At 72.7% G+C, this 19462-nt stretch carries 21 protein-coding genes, 1 pseudogene and 1 riboswitch; of the genes and pseudogenes, 14 read left to right on the top strand and 8 right to left on the bottom strand.

What is annotated here, in order from left to right; all coding sequences use genetic code 11:
• Positions 1–93 precede the first annotated feature (93 nt).
• The 5 genes and pseudogenes from SM447_RS07285 (at position 94) to SM447_RS07265 (ending at position 5334) form a co-directional block, all read left to right on the top strand.
• Positions 94–1077, top strand: a complete 984-nt coding sequence (locus SM447_RS07285; protein WP_474571972.1) for an AAA family ATPase — start codon at positions 94–96, stop codon at positions 1075–1077.
• A 50-nt stretch (positions 1078–1127) separates the two neighbouring features.
• A complete protein-coding gene (locus tag SM447_RS07280; protein ID WP_474571971.1) occupies positions 1128–2396 on the top strand; it encodes a cytochrome P450 in 1269 nt (422 codons plus the stop codon).
• Between the two features lie 43 nt (positions 2397–2439).
• Positions 2440–3000, top strand: a complete 561-nt coding sequence (def, locus tag SM447_RS07275) for a peptide deformylase (protein WP_474571970.1) — start codon at positions 2440–2442, stop codon at positions 2998–3000.
• Positions 3001–3004: 4 nt separating this feature from the next.
• Entirely contained in the window at positions 3005–3931 is a 927-nt protein-coding gene (gene fmt, locus SM447_RS07270) for a methionyl-tRNA formyltransferase (protein ID WP_474571969.1), read from the top strand.
• Positions 3909–5334: pseudogene (locus SM447_RS07265) on the top strand (RsmB/NOP family class I SAM-dependent RNA methyltransferase). The gene fmt and the pseudogene SM447_RS07265 overlap by 23 nt, the downstream one beginning before the upstream one ends.
• A 27-nt stretch (positions 5335–5361) precedes the next feature.
• Here SM447_RS07265 and SM447_RS07260 read toward each other — a convergent pair.
• The gene (locus tag SM447_RS07260; protein WP_474571968.1) at positions 5362–5598 is read right to left on the bottom strand and encodes a flavin reductase; all 237 of its coding nucleotides are present in this window, start codon (positions 5596–5598) and stop codon (positions 5362–5364) included.
• Entirely contained in the window at positions 5595–5921 is a 327-nt protein-coding gene (locus SM447_RS07255; protein WP_474571967.1) for a hypothetical protein, read from the bottom strand. The genes SM447_RS07260 and SM447_RS07255 overlap by 4 nt, the downstream gene beginning before the upstream one ends.
• 202 nt (positions 5922–6123) lie before the next feature.
• Between SM447_RS07255 and SM447_RS07250 the strand changes: the two genes are divergently transcribed.
• Together SM447_RS07250 and SM447_RS07245 are read left to right on the top strand one after the other, a co-directional pair.
• Complete coding sequence (locus tag SM447_RS07250) at positions 6124–6870, top strand: Scr1 family TA system antitoxin-like transcriptional regulator (RefSeq protein ID WP_474571966.1); 747 nt, start codon at positions 6124–6126, stop codon at positions 6868–6870.
• The gene (locus SM447_RS07245; RefSeq protein ID WP_474571965.1) at positions 6858–7052 is read left to right on the top strand and encodes a DUF397 domain-containing protein; all 195 of its coding nucleotides are present in this window, start codon (positions 6858–6860) and stop codon (positions 7050–7052) included. The genes SM447_RS07250 and SM447_RS07245 overlap by 13 nt, the downstream gene beginning before the upstream one ends.
• A gap of 132 nt (positions 7053–7184) precedes the next feature.
• Here SM447_RS07245 and SM447_RS07240 read toward each other — a convergent pair whose 3' ends face one another.
• Both SM447_RS07240 and SM447_RS07235 read right to left on the bottom strand, forming a co-directional pair.
• Positions 7185–8072, bottom strand: a complete 888-nt coding sequence (locus SM447_RS07240) for a septum formation family protein (RefSeq protein ID WP_474571964.1) — start codon at positions 8070–8072, stop codon at positions 7185–7187.
• A gap of 110 nt (positions 8073–8182) precedes the next feature.
• The gene (locus SM447_RS07235; protein ID WP_474571963.1) at positions 8183–9070 is read right to left on the bottom strand and encodes a septum formation family protein; all 888 of its coding nucleotides are present in this window, start codon (positions 9068–9070) and stop codon (positions 8183–8185) included.
• Positions 9071–9316: 246 nt separating this feature from the next.
• On the opposite strand from SM447_RS07235, the gene rpe reads away from it, so the two are divergent.
• The 6 genes from rpe (at position 9317) to ribH (ending at position 14813) form a co-directional block, all read left to right on the top strand.
• The gene (rpe, locus tag SM447_RS07230; protein WP_474571962.1) at positions 9317–10000 is read left to right on the top strand and encodes a ribulose-phosphate 3-epimerase; all 684 of its coding nucleotides are present in this window, start codon (positions 9317–9319) and stop codon (positions 9998–10000) included.
• Between the two features lies 1 nt (position 10001).
• Positions 10002–10982, top strand: a complete 981-nt coding sequence (locus tag SM447_RS07225) for a response regulator (RefSeq protein ID WP_474571961.1) — start codon at positions 10002–10004, stop codon at positions 10980–10982.
• Between the two features lie 57 nt (positions 10983–11039).
• Positions 11040–11212: riboswitch (FMN riboswitch) on the top strand.
• A gap of 151 nt (positions 11213–11363) precedes the next feature.
• Positions 11364–12425 carry a bifunctional diaminohydroxyphosphoribosylaminopyrimidine deaminase/5-amino-6-(5-phosphoribosylamino)uracil reductase RibD gene (ribD, locus tag SM447_RS07220; protein ID WP_474571960.1) on the top strand — a complete coding sequence of 354 codons (1062 nt, stop codon included), beginning with the start codon at positions 11364–11366 and terminating at the stop codon, positions 12423–12425.
• 2 nt (positions 12426–12427) lie between these two features.
• The gene (locus SM447_RS07215; protein WP_474571959.1) at positions 12428–13048 is read left to right on the top strand and encodes a riboflavin synthase; all 621 of its coding nucleotides are present in this window, start codon (positions 12428–12430) and stop codon (positions 13046–13048) included.
• Positions 13045–14307 (top strand): bifunctional 3,4-dihydroxy-2-butanone-4-phosphate synthase/GTP cyclohydrolase II, encoded by a 1263-nt coding sequence (locus SM447_RS07210; protein WP_474571958.1) that lies wholly within the window; start codon positions 13045–13047, stop codon positions 14305–14307. The genes SM447_RS07215 and SM447_RS07210 overlap by 4 nt, the downstream gene beginning before the upstream one ends.
• Before the next feature lie 5 nt (positions 14308–14312).
• Entirely contained in the window at positions 14313–14813 is a 501-nt protein-coding gene (gene ribH, locus SM447_RS07205; RefSeq protein WP_474571957.1) for a 6,7-dimethyl-8-ribityllumazine synthase, read from the top strand.
• 71 nt (positions 14814–14884) lie between these two features.
• Here the strand turns inward: ribH and SM447_RS07200 are convergent, their stop codons facing one another.
• Positions 14885–15412, bottom strand: coding sequence for a CGNR zinc finger domain-containing protein (locus SM447_RS07200; protein WP_474571956.1), 528 nt, complete (start codon positions 15410–15412; stop codon positions 14885–14887).
• Between the two features lie 85 nt (positions 15413–15497).
• Between SM447_RS07200 and SM447_RS07195 the strand changes: the two genes are divergently transcribed.
• The gene (locus SM447_RS07195) at positions 15498–16907 is read left to right on the top strand and encodes an alpha/beta fold hydrolase (RefSeq protein WP_474571955.1); all 1410 of its coding nucleotides are present in this window, start codon (positions 15498–15500) and stop codon (positions 16905–16907) included.
• Between the two features lie 27 nt (positions 16908–16934).
• On the opposite strand, the gene SM447_RS07190 is transcribed toward SM447_RS07195, so the two are convergent.
• Genes SM447_RS07190 through SM447_RS07180 form a run of 3 tightly spaced genes read right to left on the bottom strand, consistent with a single transcriptional unit; the run spans position 16935 to position 19382 of the window.
• On the bottom strand, positions 16935–17678 hold the full coding sequence (locus SM447_RS07190; RefSeq protein ID WP_474571954.1) for an amino acid ABC transporter ATP-binding protein: 744 nt from the start codon (positions 17676–17678) through the stop codon (positions 16935–16937).
• A 1-nt stretch (position 17679) separates the two neighbouring features.
• Positions 17680–18525 carry an amino acid ABC transporter permease gene (locus tag SM447_RS07185; RefSeq protein WP_474571953.1) on the bottom strand — a complete coding sequence of 282 codons (846 nt, stop codon included), beginning with the start codon at positions 18523–18525 and terminating at the stop codon, positions 17680–17682.
• Positions 18522–19382, bottom strand: coding sequence for an ABC transporter substrate-binding protein (locus tag SM447_RS07180; protein ID WP_474571952.1), 861 nt, complete (start codon positions 19380–19382; stop codon positions 18522–18524). Before SM447_RS07180 ends, SM447_RS07185 begins: the two co-directional genes overlap by 4 nt.
• Positions 19383–19462: the final 80 nt, after the last annotated feature.

Raw genomic sequence — 19462 nt, 5'->3', positions numbered from 1 at the left:
GTGTGGGAGAGCGTCGCGACGACGGCGGAACCGCGTCCGTCCGGTGCGAAATTCGATGATCTCAACCAGCCGGCGATCAGGGGTGGACCAGTCGTGACCGTTCGTCAGTCGATCGTCTTCAACGGTGACCTCGGCAGCGGCAAGAGCACCGTCTCGGTCGAGATCGCCAAGCGGCTCGGCCTGCGCCGGGTCAGCGTCGGCGACCTCTACCGGAAGATGGCCCAGGAGCGGCAGATGACCGCCCTTCAGCTCAACCTGCACGCCGAGCTGGACCAGGCCGTCGACGGATACGTCGACCAGCTCCAGCGGGACATCGCGGCCTCCGGCGAGAGCCTGGTCATGGACTCTCGACTGGCCTGGCACTTCTTCACGGACGCACTCAAGGTGCACATGATCACCGAGCCGGGTGAGGCGGCCCGTCGCGTGCTGCTGCGTCCCTCCGGGCCGGCCGAGAGCTACACCTCGCTGGAGGAGGCCAAGGCCAAGCTGAGGGAACGCAGCGAGAGCGAGCGCGGCCGGTTCCTGATCCGCTACGGCGTGGACAAGGCCAGGCTGCGCAACTACGACCTGATCTGCGACACCACCCGCGCGCCGGCCGACGAGGTGATCGAGCGCATCGTCGACGCGTACGAGGGGCGGCTCGCGCCCGAGGTGCTGCGCGGTGCGCCGCCGCTGCTGCTGCTCGACCCGGGCCGGGTCTACCCGACCGAGGACGCCGCCGGCCTGCGCGGCCTGTGGGACTCGACGTTCACCAGCGAGGTCGCCGCGGCCGGCGAGACCGGCCTGGAGCCGCTGGAGATCGGTTACACCGGCGAGTACTTCTTCGTGGTCAACGGGCACCGGCGGCTCAGCGCCGCGCTGCGCAACGGTTTCCGGCTGGTGCCGGGCCGGCTGGTCGCCGAGGTCGAGGAGCCGGTGGTCGGCGGGGTGAGCGCGATCGACTACTTCGTCGCGCAGACCCGTCCCAGCCTGATCCACGACTGGGAGGCGGCCCACGGCATCCACCTGCCGCTGCCGGAGCACGCCCTGCTGGCCGGCGACGCGGTGCTGGCCGGCGAGAGCGGCGCGGCCGGCTGAGCCGGGCGTCGCCCGGGCATGATGGAGCCTCCGACACCCGAGGAGGCCGAATGGACGCCGCCGAGGCGCTCGCGTCGCTGATGTCGCCCGAAGGGCGGATCGACCCCTACCCGGCGTACGAGCGGCTACGTGCGCACGGTCCGATCGTGCCGGCCGGGCCGGGCCTGTACGCGGTCACCGGCCACGCCGAGGCCGACGAACTTCTCCGGGACGCCCGGATCCGGGTGCTCGACGACCATCTGCGCGACGGCATCCTGCCGGACTGGCGGGACAGCCCGTCCGTGTCGTCGATCGCCCGGTCGATGCTGCGGACCAACCCGCCCGACCACAGCCGGATGCGCCGGCTCGCCGCCGGTGCCTTCACCCCGCGTCGGATCGGTGCCATGCGCGAGGTGATCGCGGCGCAGACGGACGAGCTGATCGACGCGATGGCGGCGGCCGGCCGGGGCGGCGTCCCGGTCGACTTCATGGCCGAGTTCGCCTATCCGCTACCGGTCGGGGTGATCTGCGAACTGCTCGGCGTGCCCGCCGCCGACCGTCCCCTGTTCCGGCGGTGGACGGCCGACCTGACCGGCGTCCTGGAGCCTGAGATCACCGCGGCGGAGCTGGCCGTGGCCGATGCCGGCGCGGCCGAGCTGCGGGACTACTTCACCGAGCTGGTGGCCGCCCGGCGACGCCGGCCGGGCGACGACCTGACCACCGCGCTGGTGCAGGCGCACGACGCCGGTGACCGGCTCACCGGCGAGGAACTGCTGGCCAACCTCATGATCCTGCTCGTGGCGGGGTTCGAGACCACCACCAACCTGCTCGGCAACGGGTTGGCGGTGCTGCTGGCCCACCCCCGCGACGCGGACGTGCTGCGCGAGCATCCGCAGCACGCCCCGGCGTACGTGGACGAGCTGCTCCGGTTCGACTCGCCGGTGCAGCTGACCACCCGCACCAGCGGCGCACCCGTCCGGCTGGGCGGCGTCGAGGTGCCGGCCGGCAGCTGGATCCTGCTGTTGCTCGGCGCGGCCAACCGCGACCCCCGGCGGTATCCGCGACCGGAGCGGTTCGACCCGTGGCGGGCGCAACTGAACCCGCTCTCCTTCGGCGCCGGGCCGCACTACTGCCTGGGTGCCGGCCTGGCCCGGCTGGAGGCGCAGGTCGCCTTCCCGGCGCTGCTGCGCCGGCTGCCGGCGCTGGCACCGGCCGGGGAGCCCCGGCGTCGGATCAGGTTGACGCTGCGCGGGTACGACCGCCTGCCGGTCACCGTCGGTGAACCGCTGCCGGCCGGGGATCGTGGTACGCCGGCCGGCACGGCAACCGGCACTCCGTAGACTGGTACGGCACTCCCGTCCCGCCGCGAAGGAGCCAACCCGCGTGACCGTCCAGCCCATCCGTCTGTTCGGGGATCCGGTGCTGCGCACGCCGGCCGATCCGGTGGTCGACTTCGACGTCGAGCTGCGCAAGCTCATCGCCGACCTGACCGACACCATGCGTGAGCAGAGCGGCGCCGGCCTCGCCGCGCCGCAGTTGGGCGTGGGCCTGCGGGTGTTCACCTTCGACGTCGACGACGTGCTCGGCCACCTGGTCAACCCGGTGCTGGAGTTTCCCGACGAGGAGGAACAGGACGGCCCGGAGGGCTGCCTGTCCATCCCCGGGCTCTACTTCGACACCAAGCGCCGGCAGAACGTCATCGCCAAGGGTTTCAACGGCTACGGCGACCCGTTGCAGATCGTCGGCACCGGGTTGATGGCGCGCTGCGTGCAGCACGAGACCGACCACCTCGACGGGGTGCTCTTCGTCGACCGGCTGGACCCGGCCGGCCGCAAGGAGGCGATGAAGGCGATCCGTCAGGCCGAGTGGTACGACGCCGCCGCCCCGCCGACGGTCAAGCTGAGCCCGCACGCCGCCGGCAGTCCCTTCGGTCTGGGGCGGTGAACCGATGCGCGTGATCTTCGCCGGTACGCCGGCCGTCGCCGTCCCCGCCCTGGCCGCCGTGGCCGCCTCCCGGCACGAGCTGGTCGCCGTGGTCACCCGGCCGGACGCGCCCGCCGGGCGTGGCCGGGGACTGGTCCGCTCCCCGGTCGGCGCCTGGGCCGACGAGCAGGGCGTCGAGGTGCTGACCCCCGCCCGTCCCCGGGAGCCGGAGTTTCTGGACCGGCTGCGTGAGCTGGCCCCCGACTGCGTGCCGGTGGTCGCCTACGGCGCGCTGGTGCCGCCCGTCGCGCTGGAGATTCCCCGGCACGGCTGGGTGAACCTGCACTTCTCGCTGCTGCCGGCGTGGCGTGGTGCCGCGCCCGTGCAGCACGCCGTGCTGCACGGCGACGAGGTGACCGGGGCCAGCGTCTTCCAACTGGAGGAGGGGCTGGACACCGGTCCCGTCTACGGCACGCTCACCGACGAGATCCGCCCGGCGGACACCTCCGGGGACCTGCTGGAGCGGCTGGCGCACAGCGGTGCCGGGCTGCTGGTGGCGGTGCTGGACGCGATCGAGGACGGCACCGGCCGGGCCGAGCCGCAGCCCGCCGACGGAGTCTCGCTGGCCCCCAAGTTGACTGTCGAGGACGCCCGGGTGCGCTGGAGCGACCCCGCCTTCGCGGTGGACCGGCGCATCCGTGCCTGCACCCCGGCCCCTGGTCCGTGGACGACCTTCCGGGACGAGCGGGTGAAGCTCGGCCCGGTCACCCCGGCACCAGACGCGCCCGACCTCAAGCCCGGTGAGCTGCTCGTGGAAAAGGCGCGGGTGCTGGCCGGCACGGCGACCGTGCCGGTTCGTCTCGGCGAGGTACGCGCGGCCGGCAAGCGGGCCATGCCGGCTACCGACTGGGCGCGCGGCGCCCGCGTCGGTGCCGGTGAGGAGTTCGCGTGAGGGACACCGCCGCCCGCCGGGGCGGGGAGCGTCGGGGCCGGCAACTGCCCTCCGACCGGCCCCGGTTCGCGGCGTACGAGGCGATCGCGGCGGTGCACCGCGACGACGCGTACGCCAATCTGGTGCTGCCGACGATCCTGCGCGACGCGGGGCTGACCGGCCGGGACGCGGCCTTCGCCACCGAGCTGACCTACGGCACCCTGCGCCACCTGGGCACCCTCGACGCGATCCTGACCGCCGCGGCCGGGCGGGACGTGCAGCGGATCGACCCGCCGGTGCGCGACGCGCTGCGCATCGGCGCGTACCAGCTCCTGCACACCCGGGTGCCGGCGCACGCGGCCGTCTCCTCAACGGTCGACCTGGTGCGGGCGGTCGGCCAGGGGGCCACCGGGTTCGCCAACGCGGTGCTGCGCGAGGTGGCCACGCGCGACGCCGACGAGTGGGTGGCCCGGCTGGCGCCGCCGGTCGAGAGCGACCCGATCGGTCATCTCGCCCTGGCGTACAGCCATCCACAGTGGATCGTCCGCGCGTTCAGTGAGGCGCTCGGCGGCGATCTCGGCGAGACCACCCGCCTGCTCATCGAGGACAATGAGCGCCCGCCGGTGCACCTGTGCGCCCGGCCCGGCCTCGCCGATCCGGTCGACCTCGCCGATGAGGTGGGCGGTGCGCCCGGCGCCTTCTCGCCGTACGCCGTCTATCTCGGCGGCGGCGCACCGGGTGAGCTGGCGGCGGTGGCCGACGGTCGGGCCCACGTCCAGGACGAGGGCTCCCAGCTGGTGGCGAACGCGCTCGCCGTCGCGCCGGTGGACGGCCCGGACGGCCGTTGGCTCGACCTGTGCGCCGGGCCTGGCGGCAAGTCGGGGCTGCTCGGGGCCCTCGCCGCGCAACGGAACGCGCGGCTGACCGCCGTGGAGGTGGCCGAACACCGGGCCCGGCTGGTCGAGAACGCGACCCGGGGGTTGCCGGTGACGGTGCTGCACACCGACGGTCGGCTGGTGGGCACCGAGGCGAAGCTGCCGGAGGAACACTTCGACCGGGTACTGGTCGACGCGCCGTGCACCGGGCTCGGTTCGCTGCGCCGCCGGCCGGAGTCGCGCTGGCGGCGTCAGCCGTCCGACCTGTCGGCCCTGACCCGGCTGCAGCGGGAGCTGCTCGCCGCCGGGCTGCGGGCTGCCCGCCCCGGCGGGGTGGTGGCCTACGTGACCTGCTCACCGCACACCGTGGAGACCCACGTGACGGTGACGGAGGCGGCCCGTCGCAGCGGCGTACCGGTGGATTTCGTTGACGCGCGGCCGTTGCTGCCGGCCGGCATGCCGGGGCTCGGGGACGGTCCGACGGTGCAGCTCTGGCCGCACCGGCACGGCACCGACGCGATGTTCCTCGCCGTCCTGCGCCGCACCTGATCCCTCACCCCGCCGCCTCCGGTGGGGTCAGGGAACCCAGTCGGTGAACCGCCGGTGCAGCCCTGCCGTGTCCTCGCCGGATCCGGCAAGCTGTCCGGCGGCCTCCTCGCGCAACTGGATCAGGCGGACCATGAGCGCCGGCCGGTCGTTCCGGTACCGCGCGAGCAGGCGCAGCTTGGCCGGCGAGCAGGGCCAGGGGATACCGCACGCTTGGCACCGCCACGTCGGGCGGGACGGGACGTGGTCCGCTATCCGGCCGTTCACCCGGTCACGTTCGCGGCGGCGGAGCGCGGCCGGGAGCGACGCTCGGCGTACGGGACCGGCGGCACGTTGACCGGCCGCATTCCCGCCGGCCGCAGGAACAGCGCCCGCCGCTGCGTGGCGTCCCCGTGCCGGTCGAGCTGGTAGACGTCGATCCACGCCCAGCCGTCGTACGTCGGGCGGTCGAGCTGCCGGATCACCCGGACCAGGATCGGCTGGTGGAACTGCGGGGACGCTTCCCGGGTCAGCAGGTACACGCCGGGGTGGACCCGGGGCGTCCCGGCCTCCCGCCCGGTCACCTGCCACGCGCCGGTTCTCGCACGCACACGGGTACCTCCTCCGTCGTGATTGGAGGGGGTCGCCCCGGTCTGCTCGCCCAGGGGCGACCCCCGGCGACACGACGAGCGGATCTACCGTCTCCAGGCCCGCGCGCGCCGCCCACCAGAAACATTGCCCATCGAATGTGGACGACTACAGGGCGTCGGTGTTCGTTCTGTAGACGTTGAGGACGTTCCACGGGAGGTGGGCATGAATCAGGCGCTGAGGGCGGCGATGGCCGACACGGGGGAGACCGCCGAGAGCCTTGCCGAACAGATCGGCGTGGATCCGAAGACGGTCGCGCGGTGGGTCACACCGGGACGGGTGCCGCACCCTCGGCACCGTGCGGCGGCGGCCGCGGCGCTCGGGCGTGACATCGAGGACATCTGGCCGGACGTTCTGCGGCGGCGGGAGCCGGCCTGGCTGCGGCCCTGGGTGGAGACGGAGTTGCAGGCCACCGCGCTGCGGTCCTTTCAGGTCGCGGTCGTCCCGGGGCTGTTGCAGACCCCCGAGTACGCCGCGGCGGTGCTCAGCAGCGGGCTGCTCGGCCCGGACGAGGTGGCCGACTACGTCGAGACCCGGATGCGTCGGCAGTCGGCGGTGCTCGAACGGCGCAGGCCGCCGCTCCTCGTCGCGGTCATCGACGAGTCCGCCCTCCGGCGAGGCGCCCCGGACATCATGCATCCACAGTTGGACCATCTGGTGAAACTGGCGCAGCGGCCCAACATCCTGCTGCACGTGCTGCCGCTGGACGCCGGCCTGCACGCCGGGCAGGCGGGGCCGTTCGTCATCGCCACGACCGAGGACGGCGACGTCGCGTACCTGGACGACCAGGCCGCCGGGCGGCTGACCAACGACACCGCCGCGCTCTGGTCCATCTGGGATACGCTGCGCTCGGTGGCGCTGCCGCGTCGCCAGACCATCGACTTCCTTGAGGCACGATCATGGCTGACCTGACCGGCGCCGTGTGGCGCACAAGCACCCGCAGCAGCTCGAACGGCGGCGACTGTGTCGAGGTCGCCGTCAACCTTCCCGGCGTCGTCGGCGTCCGGGACTCCAAGGACCAGGCCGGTCCGGCGCTGGTCTTCGCCCCGGCGGCCTGGCGATCGTTCGTCGCCCAGCTCGCCGAGCGGGCCTGACCCCGACCCGCACCCGAGCGCCCGACCCGCACCCGAGCGCCCGTCCCCATGCGGGGGCGGGCGCTTTGTCGTCAGCGAACGGACGCAACACCCACCACGCTCGCGCCTTGCCGCGTGGGCGCGCCGGGGCGATCAGTTGATCGGCAGCAGTCCGGTGCCGGCGCCCTTGACCGACCGGGTGAGGGTGCGGTTGCTGATCCACAGGAAGCACTGCACGCCCCGGTTACCGTTGCGCCATTCGTCCTGCTCCGGGTGGTAGAGGATGGTGCCGACGCGGTACTTGAGGTTGCTGTCGTCCGGGACCTTGGCGTACTTGGCGATCATGCTGCGGCAGGCCCGGTGGCTCCGTTCGGCGTCCTTGAGGAACGCCGCGTAGCCGGTCTTCGGGGCCGACCAGATGCCGATGAACTCGGCCCGATGGCGCGCGCTGCACTTGACGGCGACCATCTCGGTCACCTCGTCGCCCTTGGTCTCGGCGTTGAAGCAACCGTGCCGCAACGGCGACGACCCGGCCAGCGCGCCGGCCAGGCTCTTGGTACGCCGCTGGGGGACCGGGTTGTCGAGGGCGCGCAGCTCGTGGGCGTCGCAACGGAACCAGCGGGCGCCGCCGGTCCACGCCCTCGGCGAGGGCAGGACGACCTGGAGTCCGATCCGGGCGGCCCGCCAGTCGCCGCCGAGCCGCCGACGGGCCTCACGGTCGCACTCGCCGTAGGCGGTGCGCATCCCCGCGCTGCCCGGCGCGGGCGGGCGTGGTCCCGACACCTCCGTCAGAGCGCCAACGTGCAGGGTCTCGGCGCGGTGCGGCTGGGCGCAGTCCACCGGCGCGTACGCGCTGAGGTAGCCGACGTCCTGGGGCTGGGCGTGGCAGGTGCCGGAGTCGGGGGTGAACACCGCGGGAGCGCCCATCGGCCTCCAGCCGTCGACCAGGTCACCGTCGGTGCCCGCCGGTGTGGTGGTGCAGCCGGCCAACGCCACCGTCAGCACAACGCCCAGCGTGACTCCGGTCAACACTCGTCGCATCCCCGTCGACCTCCCGCTCCCGCCGTCGGACCGGCAGCATACGGCACCGGCTCCAGCCCCGGCTCACGGCGACGACGCCGCCCGCGACCGTGCGCCGGTCGTCGGAGCCGTCAGGTCACGGGCAGTCCCCGCGGCCCGACACCGCGCATCGAACCGGTCAGCTTGCGGTCGTCGCTCCACAGGATGCAGCGCACCCCCCGGTCGCCCTCCTCCCACTCCCGCTGCGACGGCGGGTAGAAGATGGAACCGGCGCGGTAGGGCAGGTCGGCGTTGTTGGGTACGTCGGCGAAGGCGGCGATCAGTTCCATGCAGCGCCGGTGTGCCTGGGCGGAGGAGCCGACGAACTCCTCCCAGCTCATGTCCTGTTCGATGTAGACCCCGACGAACTCGGCACCGTGCGGCTCGCTGCACAGCACCGGGGCCATGTAGTTCAGGCTGTCGCCGATCAGCTTCGGGTCGAAGCAGCGGTGCACCAGCGGCGAGTCGCCGATCAGCGCTCCGCGCAGGCTGCCGGTGCGGTTGACCGGCCGGGTGTTGTCGATGCTGTCGGTCTCGCTCAGGTCGCAGCGGAACCAGCGGGCACCGCCGTTCCACGCCGGTACCGACGGCAGGGAGATGTTGAGCGTCAACCGGGCGGTGTGCCAGTCGCCGCCGAGCACCAACCGGGCCCGCTGGTCGCACTCCGCCCGCGCGGTACGCAGCGCCGCCGACCCCGGTGCCGGCCGCTCGCCCTCGGCCGCGGCGTCGGTGAAGGTGCCGACGTGCACCGTCTCGGCGAGGTGGTTGCGGGCGCAGTCGACGGTCTCGTAGGTGCTGGCCTGGACTACCGAGGTGATCCGGGGCAGGCAGGCGTCGGTGGCCGGTACGAACATGGTCGGTGCCCGCAGTGCCGGCCAGTCGTTGGTGAGATCGCCGTCGGTCCCGCCCGGCCGCACACAGCCGCTGAGCAACATCGCAGCAGCACTGGTCAGCGCCAGTGCCGCGAGCCACCGTCGCATCGTCCGCCCTTTCCGGGAGCAGCCGCCCGGCTGCCGGCTCCCGTGCCCACCGGCCTGCACGATACCGTCACCGTCCCCGATGGAGTCTTGCCGCGAATCGGTCGTCTAGCCAGTCGAAGCCGAGCTTCATTCCGTTTCACCGGTTCGAAGGGGGTCATTCTGCACCATTGGTCACCTCCGGGTCACGGGGTGTCCCGGTTGCTGGCACGCTGCCGTGGCCGCCGGCAACGTTCGTACACTGGCCCTGTGACCGTACCGCCGCCCATCGTCGCGCCCAGCATCCTCGCCGCCGATTTCTCCCGTCTCGCCGAGGAGGTCCGCGCCGTCGAGGACGCCGCGGACTGGTTGCACGTCGACGTCATGGACAACCATTTCGTGCCGAACCTGACCATCGGGTTGCCCGTGGTGCAGAGCCTGCGGGCCGCCACCAAGCTGCCCTTCGACGTGCACCTGATGATCACCGACCCGCGTCGGTGGGCCCCCGGCTACGCCGACGCCGGGGCGTACAACGTCACCTTCCACGCCGAGGCCTGTGACGATCCGGTGGCGCTGGCCAGGGACCTGCGCGCGGCTGGGGCGCGGGCCGGGCTGGCGATCGACCGGGACACCCCGATCGAGCCGTACCTCGACCTGCTGCCGAGCTTCGACACGCTGCTGGTCATGACCATCAAGGCGGGCTTCGGCGGGCAGCGGTTCATCCCGCAACTGCTGGACAAGGTCCGCGCCGCGCGCCGGCACGTCAACGCCGGTCACCTGGAGCTGCGCATCGAGGTCGACGGCGGGATCGCCGCCGACACCATCGAGCAGGCGGCCGCGGCGGGTGCCGACGCCTTCGTGGCCGGCACCGCCGTCTACGGCGCCGACGACCCCGCCGAGGCGGTACGCCGGCTGCGCGGGCTGGCCGAGCGCGCGGCGGCGGCCGGGGCCTGACGTGGAGACCGACGACGATCGCAAGGACGTGATCCTCGTCGTCGACGACGACGAGGACATCGCCCGCTTCGTCGAGTTCAACCTGCGGCTGCACGGCTTCGACGTGATCCTCGCCGGCGACGGCCAGGAGGCCCTCGACCTGATCGAACGGGAGCGGCCCGACCTGGCCGTTGTCGACCTGATGATGCCGCGGGTGGACGGGCTGGAACTGACCCGCCGGCTGCGCGCCGACCCGATGACCGCGGCCCTGCCAGTGATCATGTTGACGGCCAAGGGGATGACGGTGGACAAGGTCCACGGGCTCAGCGCCGGAGCCGACGACTACCTCGTCAAACCCTTCGACACGGCGGAGCTGGTGGCCCGGGTCAGCTCCACGCTGCGACGCAACAAGGAGTTCCGGGAGGTCTCGCCGCTGACCGGCCTGCCGGGCAACAGCCGCATCCGTCGGGAGATCGCCGACCGGGTCCGGGGTGGCGCGGACTACGCCGTCGGCTACATCGACATCGACCGGTTCAAGAGCGTCAACGACCGGTACGGGTTCGTCCGGGGCGACGGTTTCATCTCGGCACTGGCCCGCAGCCTGCACCGGGCGGTGGTCTCGGTCGCGCTGCCACCGGCCTTCCTCGGCCACGTCGGCGGCGACGACTTCGTCTTCGTGTGCACGCCGGAGCAGGTGCGGCCGCTCACCTCCCGGGTGTCGGCGGACTTCGAGAAGGCGGCGGACGCGCTCTACGACCCCACCGACCGGGAACGCGGCTACGTGGAGTTGAAGGACCGGCGGGGCAACCTCCGCCGGGCCGCGCTGGTCACCCTCTCCATCGGCGTCGCGATCTCCGACACCGACAAGCGCATCACCAACCCGCTGGAGGCGATGACCATCGCCTCCGAGATGAAGACCGTGGCCAAGAGCCAACCCGGCTCGTACGTGGCGGTGGATCGCCGACGCGGCGTCGCCGACCCCGGTCACCGTCATGTGAAGTAGCTCGCCCGGGTGACCCGGCGCGCGGCCGGACGTGTAAGACTTTGCTCAGTACCCACCACGCGCTGGCGGGACTCGGTGTAATTCCGAACCGGCGGTGATCCACGGTCCGACCGTGGTAAGCCCGCGACCCGGGAGCGGTTCGTCCGCCCGGTGGACCTGGTGAGAATCCGGGGCCGACGGTTGGGTGCGGTTCGTCCGCGCCCAGACAGTCCGGATGGGAGACAGCGCGCGGGACGGAAGGGGGCCGTGTGGCTCGCCGGGCTCCGGCGTGCGCGCGTCCCGGCCGGGGCGGCTGTGCCGTACCCGGATTCCGCTGCCTGCCCGTGGCCACCCGGCCGAGCTCCCCGCCCGCGCGAACGAGCGAGAGGGCAACGGCAGGCGATGGCGAGCGTCTCCGTGGACGAGGCGATGCGTCGCGCGATCGAACTCGCGGCGCGCGGGCTCGGCACGACCAGTCCCAATCCGGTCGTCGGCTGTGTGCTGCTCGACGCCGACGGCGAGGTGGTCGGCGAGGGCTTCCACGCGTACGCCGGGGGACCGCACGCCGAGATCGTCGCGCTGGCCCAGGCCGGCCAGCGGGCCAAGGGCGGCACGGCGGTGGTCACCCTGGAGCCCTGCAACCACGTGGGCCGCACCAGCCCCTGTAGCACCGCGCTGATCCAGGCGGGGGTGGCCCGGGTCGTCATCGCGGTACCGGACCCCAACCCGGTCGCCACCGGCGGCGCCGCCACGTTGCGCGCCGCCGGCGTCCGCGTCGACCTGGGGGTACGCGGCACCGAGGCGGAGAGCGGCAACGTGGCCTGGCTGACTGCGATGCGCCGGGGCTGGCCGTACGTGATCTGGAAGTACGCGGCGACCCTGGACGGCCGCTCCGCGGCGGCCGACGGCACCAGCATGTGGATCACCTCCGAGGCGGCCCGGATGGACGTGCACGCGCTGCGGGCCACCGTCGACGCGGTCGTTGTCGGTGTCGGCACGGTGCTCGCCGACGACCCCCGGCTGACCGTGCGCAACCTGCGCGACGGCAGCCTGGCCATCCGGCAGCCGCTGCGGGTGGTGGTCGACTCGGCCGGGCGTACGCCGGACGACGCCCGGGTCCGCGACGGCGCCGCCCGTACCTGGGTGGCCACCGCCGCCGAGGTGGGCACCGGCCCGGACGGTGGCGTCGACCTGCCGGCGCTGCTCGCCGCCCTGCACGTCCGAGGGGTACGGGCGGTGCTGCTGGAGGGCGGCCCCCGGCTCGCCGGGGCGTTCCTCGCCGCCGGCCTGGTGGACCGGGTCGTCGGCTACCTCGCGCCCCGGCTGCTCGGTGCCGGGCCCGCCGCACTTGTCGACGCGGGCGTGACCACCATCGCCGAGGCCATCGATCTGGAGATCACCGACGTTACGCAGGTCGGTCCCGACCTGCGGATCACCGCGCTGCCCCGGAAGAGGGAGGGCTAGGCATGTTCACCGGCATCGTCGAGGAACTGGGAGAGGTCGTCGGGGTGACCCCGACGGCACAGGACTCGACCCTGGTAGCGGTCCGTGGCCCGTTGGTCACCTCCGACGCGCGACACGGCGACTCGATCGCCGTCAACGGGGTCTGCCTGACCGTGGTCGACGTCGACGGCGGGGTGTTCACCGCCGACGTGATGGGCGAGACGCTGCGCCGCTCGGCGCTGGGCGGGCTGCGCGCCGGCGACCGGGTCAACCTGGAACGCGCCGCCACGCTGGGCGGCCGCCTCGGCGGCCACCTGGTGCAGGGACACGTCGACGGGGTGGGCGAGGTGCTCTCCCGCGAGCCGGCGCAGCGGTGGGAGACGGTCCGGTTCCGGTTGCCCGCCGCGCTGTCCCGGTACGTCGTCGAGAAGGGGTCGATCACCGTCGACGGGGTCTCGCTGACCGTCGCGGAGGTCGGCGCGGACTGGTTCGCCGTCGGCCTGATCCCGACCACCCTGTCGGCGACCACGCTCGGCGCCCGGTCCGTGGGTGACCCCGTCAACCTGGAGATGGACGTGCTGGCCAAGTACGTGGAGCGGCTGCTGGGCGGCCGCACGGTCGACGGGGAGGAGGTGCCGGCATGACCTTCGCCGACATCGAGCAGGCCCTGGCCGAGATCGCCGCCGGCCGTCCGGTCGTGGTGGTGGACGACGCCGACCGCGAGAACGAGGGCGACCTGATCTTCGCCGCCGAGCTGGCCACCCCGGAGCTGCTGGCCTTCACGGTGCGGCACACCTCGGGCTTCATCTGCGTACCGCTCACCGAGAGCGAGTGCGACCGGCTCGACCTGCCGCCGATGCACCACACCAACCAGGACCGGCGGCAGACCGCGTACACGGTGACCGTCGACGCCCGGGAGGGGGTCAGCACCGGCATCTCGGCGGCCGACCGGGCGCACACCATCCGGCTGCTCGCCGACCCGACCACCGGGCCGACGGATCTGGCCCGCCCGGGGCACGTGGTGCCGCTGCGGGCCCGTCCGGGCGGGGTGCTGCGCCGTCCCGGGCACACCGAGGCGGCGGTCGACCTGACCCGGCTGGCCGGTCTGCGCCCGGCCGGCGTGCTCTGCGAGCTGGTCAACGACGACGGCACCATGATGCGCCTGCCGGACCTGGAGAAGTTCTGCGCCGAGCACTCGCTGACCCTGGTCACCATCGCGGATCTGATCGCCTACCGGCGGCGTACCGAGAAGCAGGTCGAACTGGTCGCGGACGCCCGGATGCCCACCGAGCACGGCGTGTTCCGGGCGCTGGGCTACCGCAGCGAGTACGACTCGGCCGAGCACGTGGCGCTGGTGATCGGCGACATCGGTGACGGCCGGGACGTGCTGGTGCGGGTGCACTCGGAGTGCCTGACCGGCGACGTCTTCTCGTCCGTGCGCTGCGACTGCGGGCCGCAGCTCAACGCCGCCCTGGATCGGGTGGCCCGCGAGGGGCGGGGCGTGGTCCTCTACGTGCGCGGCCACGAGGGGCGCGGCATCGGGCTGCTGCACAAGCTCCAGGCGTACCAGTTGCAGGACCAGGGCCGCGACACCGTGGACGCCAACCTCGACCTGGGCCTGCCCGCCGACGCGCGGGACTACGGCACCGGTGCGCAGATCCTCTACGACCTCGGGGTGCGGTCGATGCGGCTGTTGACCAACAACCCGGCCAAGCGGGCCGGTCTGGAGGGCTACGGCCTGACCATCACCGGCCGGGAGGGGCTGCCGGTGCGCCCGCACCCGGAGAACGTACGTTACCTCCGGACCAAGCGGGACCGGATGGGGCACCTGCTCGACCAGCTCGATGAGGTGGCCGAGGCGCCGATGGGGCGTCCGGTCCCCGGCAGAGAGATCGGAGCGTAGGAGAGATGGCGGGTTTCGGGGAGCCGGGTTCGGCTCCGGTCGACGCGGCCGGGCTGACCGTCGGCGTGGTCGCCGCGCGATGGCACGGCGAGCTGACCGACCACATGCTCGACCGGGCGGTGGCGGCCGCGCAGGCGTGCGGGGCGCGGTCGGTGGTGGCCCGGGTGGCCGGCTCGGTGGAGCTGCCCGTGGTGGCCCAGGCGCTGGCCCGGCGCTGCGACGTGGTGGTCGCCCTCGGCGTGGTGGTACGCGGTGCCACCGCCCACTTCGACTACGTCTGCCGGTCGGTCACCGACGGTCTGACCCGGGTCGCCCTGGACGAGGGCAAGCCGGTCGCCCACGGCGTGCTCACCGTGGACAACCTCGACCAGGCCCGCGACCGCGCCGGCCTGCCCGGCTCCGCCGAGGACAAGGGCTGGGCCTCGACGGTCGCCGCCCTGGACGCCGCCCTCGCCATCCGCCAGCTCGCCACGTCGGCCAACCAACGCCTCGGCTTCGGCGCCTGACCGCAGCCACCTACGGGTGCGGCCCGGTCGACCGGGCCGCACCCGTCCTGCGGGGACGGGCCCGCGATTCGTCAGCCGCCCTTGTGGCGCTGGTAGTAGCGAGCGACCCGTACCCGGTTGCCGCAGAGCGCCGGTGAGCACCACTGGCGCCTGGGGTGCGCGGGCAGGAACAGCAGGCAGCACTGCGGACCCGCGCAGGCGCGGATCTTGCCCACGTTCGGGTCGGTGAGCAGTTCCACTGTCGCCTCGGCGAGCTGGGCAAGCAGCCTGACCGACTCGTTTCCGTCTCGACGGACGTGCACCCGGAGGTCCGGGTCGAGCGCCGGATACGCCGGGGCGCTCCGTGCCGCCCGGTTCACCGCGTCGATGGCGGTGCGGGGCGGCGGTGCGCCCTGCCGCACCGCGTCGATGGCCGCCCGGACGTGTTCGCGCAGCACCCGGAGAGCGGCCAGCTCCGCGCCGGTGAGTGGGCGCGCCGGTGGGGTCAGTCTCGCCGCTTGGCGCCGCAGCCAGGGCTCGGGGTCGTCGAGCGCGTCGAACTGACTGGTGAGGGTGTTGACGAAGTCGAGCGCGAGCGGCTCGCCAGTCACCAGTTCCATGGTTCTAACGATACCTGGCTTCCTTGACGCATTAGAGATTCCTGGGCTATACCTAATGGAAACCCGGCCTAGAAAGGCATGTGAGATGGGTGTTCCCCAGGTACGGCACGGCTTCGTCGACGTCGAAGACGTGCGGGTCTTCTACCGTGAGACCGGACCTCTCGACGGGCTGCCGGTGTTGCTGCTGCACGGCTTTCCGTCAAGCTCGCACCAGTACCGGCGGTTGATGGACGCCCTCGGCGACCGGCACCGGCTGATCGCCCCCGACTACCCGGGCTTCGGGCACACCGAGACGCCGAGCGACTTCACGTACACCTTCGAGCGGCTCGCGGACGTAATCGAAGGCTTCGTTCAGCGCCTCGGGCTGGCGCGCTTCGTGCTGTACGCCTTCGACTACGGCGGTCCCGTCGGCTTCCGCCTGGCGACCAGGCACCCGGAGTGGATCGCCGGCCTGATCGTGCAGAACGCCAACGCCTACGACGAGGGCCTCTCCGATCTGGCCCGGCGGCTGATCCCGAACCCGACCGAGGACCTGTTCTCGCTGCCGACCACGCGCGGTCAGTACGAGGAAGGCGTTACCGACGTTTCGCTTGTCGCCCCCGACGGCTGGACCATGGATCAGCACTTCCTCGACCTGCCCGGCCGCCGCGCGGCGCAGCTGGCGTTGGCCCGTGACTACGCCAGCAACGTCGAGCGGTATCCCGCCTGGCAGGCATGGCTGCGCGAACACCAGCCGCGCACCCTCGTCGTGTGGGGACGCAACGACCCCTTCTTCCCCGAGCCGGGCGCGTACGCGTACCTGCGCGACCTGCCGCGCGCCGCGGTGCACGTATGGGACACCGGGCATTTCGCACTCGAAGACACGTTGCCCGAACTCGCCCCGCTCATCGACAGTTTCTTGGCGAGCCTTTCCATCCGGGTCGCCGTCATCGGCGCCACCGGCAACCTGGGCAGCGCCGTGGCCGCCGAGGCCACTGCCCGCGGCCACCGGGTCACCGCGCTGTCCAGCGCGGACCTCGACGTGCGCGACCCCGCACAGGTCCGTTCGGCCGTCGCCGGCCACCAGGCCGTGGTGGTGTCGGTCAAGGGCACCGACCACCTGGTGTCCAAAGCCGCCTCGGCACTCATCGAGGCCGAGGTCGGCAGACTGGTCTTCGTCGGCGGGGGCGGCAGCCTGCTGGATCCCGACGGGCGGCGGTTCGTGGACGCGCCCGAGTTCCCCGCCCAGTACCGGATGACCGCCCTCGACCAGGCCGACGCGCTGGACATCCTGCGCCGCGACGGCCGGGACCTCGAATGGTCCTACGTGAGCCCACCGCCGGTGCACCTGGTGCCCGGCGCGCGGACCGGCACCTACCGTGCCGAGGCGCGCGACACCCCCCTCGTCGACGCGCACCAGACGAGCCGGATCACCGTCGGCGACTTCGCCTCCGCGGTGATCGACGCGATCGAGCGAGGCACCTTCGTCCGGCAGCGGTTCACCGTCGGCTACTGACCACCGGCAGCCGGCGCAGGCCAGCCGTCAGAGGCGGCCGGCCTCGATGATCCGGGCCAGGAACTGGCGGGTACGCGGCCGGGTCGGCGCGCCGAACACCTGCTCCGGCGGCCCGACCTCGACCACCCGCCCGCCGTCGAGAAAGCAGACCTGGTCGGCCACGTCGCGGGCGAAACTCATCTCGTGGGTGGCCAGGACCATGGTCATCCCCTCCGCCTTGAGATCGCGGATCATGGTCAGCACCTCGCCGACCAGCTCCGGGTCCAGCGCCGAGGTGACCTCGTCGAGCAGCAGCAGCCGGGGCGAGTTGGCCAGCGCCCGGACGATCGCGACCCGTTGCTGCTGGCCGCCGGAGAGCCGGTCCGGATACGCCTCCGCCTTCGCCGCCAGCCCCACCCGGTCCAGCAGTTCCCGGGCGCGGGCCTCGGCCTCGGCCCGGGACCGCCGGTGCACCCGGCGTGGCGCGAGGGTGATGTTGTCCAGCACGCTCAGGTGCGGAAAGAGGTTGTACGACTGGAAGACCATCCCGATGCGGCGACGTACCCGGTCCGGGTCGACGCCCGGGGCGGAGATCTCCTCGCCGTCCAGTTCGATGGTGCCGTCGTGCAGCTCCTCCAGCAGGTTGACGCAGCGCAGCAGGGTCGACTTGCCGGACCCGGACACCCCGATCAGCGCCACCACCTGATGCTCGGCCACGGTCAGGTCGAGCCCGTCGAGGACGACCTGGTCGCCGAACTCCTTGCGCAGGCCGCGGCAGCGCAGCACGTCCATGTCATCCTCCGGACTGGCGTCGGGCCGCCCGCAGCGTCACCTGGTCGGTGACGGCGATCAGCGGGATCGCGAGCAGGACGAAGAGCACCCCGGCCACGATGTACGGCGTGTAGTTGAAGGTCTGGGAGCTGGCGAGCTGCGCCGCCCGTACCGCGTCGATCGGCCCGGCCAGCGAGATCAGCCCGACGTCCTTCTGCAACGCCACCACGTCGTTGAGCAGCGGCGGCGCCACCCGACGTACGGCCTGCGGCAGCACCACGTGTCGCATGGCCTGTCGGTAGGTGAGCCCCAACGACCGGGCCGCCGCGAACTGACTCGGGTGCACCGACTCGATCCCGGCGCGGAACACCTCGGCGAGGTAGCCGGCGTAGGTGAGGATCAGGGCCAGCCCGCCCAGCACCAGCACCGACGGCGTGCCTTGAAGGCGCAGCCCCGGCACCCCGAAGGCGAACAGGTAGAGCACGATGATCAGCGGCAGACCCCGGAAGGTGTACGTGTAGCCGGCGGCGAGGGCGCGGACCGGGAAGAAGACCGGCCCGCGCAGCGTCCGCAGCACCGCGATCACCAGCCCAAACAGCAGGGCCCCGATCGCGCAGCAGACCAGCAGCCGGACGTTGAGCCAGAGTCCGGTCAGCACCCGGGGCAGCGCGTCCCGGGCGATCTGCGGGTCCAGGAACGTCTGGCGTACCCGGTCCCAGCCGGGTGCCCCGGTCACCGCGACCGCCAGCAGCGTGCCGACCGCCGCCGTGGAGGCGGCGGCCACCAGCACGCTGAGCACGGTCTGCCGGCGTCGGTACGCGGCCCTCGCCCGCTGCGCGGGCGAGGGCTGGTGCAGGGCTGTGCTCACGTGAGTTCGGGCGCTCCCGCGACCTGGGCGAGCCACTGCTGCTCCAACTTCGCGAGCACCCCTTCGGAGGCGAGCTGCCCGACCGTCGCGCTGACGCAGCCGGTGAGCGGCGAGTCCTTGTCCAGCAGCAACCCGAACGCCTCCGGAGAGCCCACCTGGGGCAACTGCCCGACGATCACCGCGTCGTCGATCTCCGCGCCGGTGATGTAGAACGCGGTCGGCAGGTCCACCACCAGCCCGTCGATCTGCCCGTTCTGGAGGGCCTTCTTGGCGTCGTCGTTGCTGTTGTAGACCCGCGGCTCGGTCTTCGGCTTCACCACGTCGGTGATCGCCTGGTAGCTGGTGGTGCCCACCTGGGCGCCGAGCCGGGCGTCGCGCAGGTCCGCCAGCGCGGTCCGGCCGGTGATCTTGGAGGATTTCAGCGCGATCACGCTCTGGCGGACGAGGTAGTACGGGGCGGAGAAGTCGACCGCCTGCTTGCGCTCCTCGGTGATGGAGAACTGGTTGATGTCGAAGTCGAACTCCTTCGGCCCGGGCGCGATGGCGGCCTCGAAGCGCACCCGTGTCCAGGTGACGTCGTCGCGCGCGTAACCGAGCCGCTCGGCGACCGCGTAGGCCACGGCGGACTCGAAGCCCTCGCCGTTGTCGGGCTTGTCGTCGACGAACCACGGCTGGTAGGCGGGTTCGTCGGTGGCGATGGTGAGCTTGCCCGGCGTGCGGGTGGGCAGGCTGTCCTTGGTGCACGCCGTCGACCCGGTCGGCATGGGGGCGGGCGTGGCCTGCGGGGAGCAGGCGGTCGCCGCGAGAAGGACCGCCGTGGCGGTGACGAGCGTGAGGTTGCGTGGGGTGGTGACCATGGCCGACAGCGTACGACCAACATCGGCGAGGATCGAAGAGGTGTCCCACCGCACCGGTAGGGAATGTCGGTCCCGCCCAC

The sequence above is a fragment of the Micromonospora aridisoli genome (assembly GCF_056150025.1).
This window is presented reverse-complemented; position numbering and strand designations above follow the sequence as displayed.